The organism is Ilumatobacter sp. (assembly GCF_041688325.1).
Lineage (GTDB): Bacteria > Actinomycetota > Acidimicrobiia > Acidimicrobiales > Ilumatobacteraceae > Ilumatobacter_A.
In genome coordinates, this window is sequence record NZ_JBDNIJ010000061.1 from 1 (window position 1) to 1955 (window position 1955).

Sequence of the window (1955 nt, forward strand, 5' to 3'; positions counted from 1 at the left end):
ACGATCGAACGCGATGCGTACGACGCCGGCGTCGACGGCGCGGTGATACGTGATGTCGGTGAATTTGAAGCCGCCGACCTCGTTCCATGCGGAGGGGTCGAAGATCTCCGAGACGCTGGGCTGCTGATCGGAACGGTCGGGTGAGCTGTTCGCCATCTGTCCATCTTGCCCGCTGGGCTACCGTCTGCACATGCCCCACGCGGAAATCAACGGCCAAAGCATTTACTTCGACGACACGGGGGGCGATGGCTCGCCCGTGGTCTTGGCCCATGGGTTCCTGATGGACAGCGAAATGTTTGCTCCGCAGGTCGCTGCATTGCGTGAAACCCATCGTGTGATTACCTGGGATGAGCGCGGCTTCGGCCGGACCAAGTATGACGGCAAGCCGTTTAGCTATTGGGATTCGGCGGCCGACTGCCTTGCGCTGCTCGACCATCTCGGTCTCGACCGGGCCGTGGTCGGTGGGATGAGCCAAGGAGGATTCCTGTCGCTTCGAGTAGCGCTCTCTTCACCTGATCGCGTGCGGGGCCTCATCCTGCTCGACACGCAGGCTGGCGTTGACGACGGTGAGACCAAGGCTGCGAACGACGGCATGAACCACGTGTGGTTGACCGATGGACCTGAAGGCGGTCTCGCCGACATCGTGGCGTCGATCATCATCGACGATCCCGACCACAGCCCGGCGTGGATTGCCAAGTGGATTGCTCGTCCGAAGGAAGCGTTCGAGCAGCCGTATCAGTGCCTCACCACCCGTGACGACATCACCGATCGGCTCGGTGAGATCACCTGTCCGGCGATCGTCATTCACGGAACCGAAGACACTGCGATCACGATGGACCGTGCCGAAATTCTGGCTGATGGGCTCGTCGGTTGTTCCGGCGTCGTCAAGGTCAGTGGTGCACACGCCGCGAACATGACGAACCCCGAGCCAGTCAACGCGGCAATTGTCGACTTCCTCGCCGGTCTTCCGGCCTGATCGCAGCGATCCAATGGCACACATGCAAATTTTCGGTGTCGAGGGCCTTCCCGAAATTGAATCGGGCGTCGATCTTGCCGAAATGATTCACGCTGCGGCAGCGGCGCAGGGCGACCCGATCGTCGACGGCGACGTCGTGGTGATCACTTCGAAGATCGTCTCGAAGGCCGAAGGCTGCAGTATCGAACTGGCTGACGTCGACGCGTCCGAGTTCGCCACCACGTGGGCGTCCAAATGGGACAAGGACCCGCGCCTGGTCGAGGTCGTGCTACGCGAGTCGAAGCGCATCATCCGCCAGATCGGGCCCGTGCTCATCACCGAAACACATCACGGCTTTTGTTGCGCGAACTCCGGCGTCGATCAGTCGTCATCGGGCGCATCCGGCAGAATCTTGGTGTTGCCGAAGGATCCCGATGCTTCGTGCCGGGCACACCGAGCACGGTTCGCTGAGCTGGGTGTCGATGTGGCCGTGATCATGAGCGACACATTTGGTCGCCCGTGGCGTGAAGGTCAAACCGACGTGGCGATTGGCATTGCGGGAATGAACCCGCTGCACAGTTACATCGGCGAAGTCGACCCGCACGGTCACGAGTTCCACGTGCAAGAGCTGTGCGTCGCTGATGAACTCGCCGCGGCGGGCGAGTTGGTCAAGGGCAACACGAGTCGTGTCCCGGTCGCAGTCATTCGTGGTCAGGAGTGGGAGCGCGACGACGACGCTTCGATGGCGCCAGTTCTCCGCGACAGCGAGAAGGACTTGTTTCGTTAGATGCCGTTCGCGGTTCGTCAGGTTGCGCTCAAGGGCGTCAGTCAAAATTGAGACCGTTTCTCACACCTGTCAAGCTGCAGCAGTCTCAGTTTCGGGCTGCTCTGGCTGGATATCCGAAACTGGGATCAGCTTGGCTCACTGGCGATGAGAGATGATCTCCATTTTGGGAGATGGCAAGCGGACTTCAGCCGAGGAGGTCTTTGGTGATGCCGT

General features: G+C 60.8%; 2 protein-coding genes. Both read left to right on the top strand.

All coding sequences use genetic code 11. The features are described from left to right. Positions 1–190 precede the first annotated feature (190 nt). Positions 191–976, top strand: a complete 786-nt coding sequence (locus tag ACH2EI_RS04645; RefSeq protein WP_395155053.1) for an alpha/beta fold hydrolase — start codon at positions 191–193, stop codon at positions 974–976. Between the two features lie 22 nt (positions 977–998). Continuing rightward, the gene (cofE, locus tag ACH2EI_RS04650; protein ID WP_395155054.1) at positions 999–1742 is read left to right on the top strand and encodes a coenzyme F420-0:L-glutamate ligase; all 744 of its coding nucleotides are present in this window, start codon (positions 999–1001) and stop codon (positions 1740–1742) included. Positions 1743–1955 lie beyond the last annotated feature (213 nt).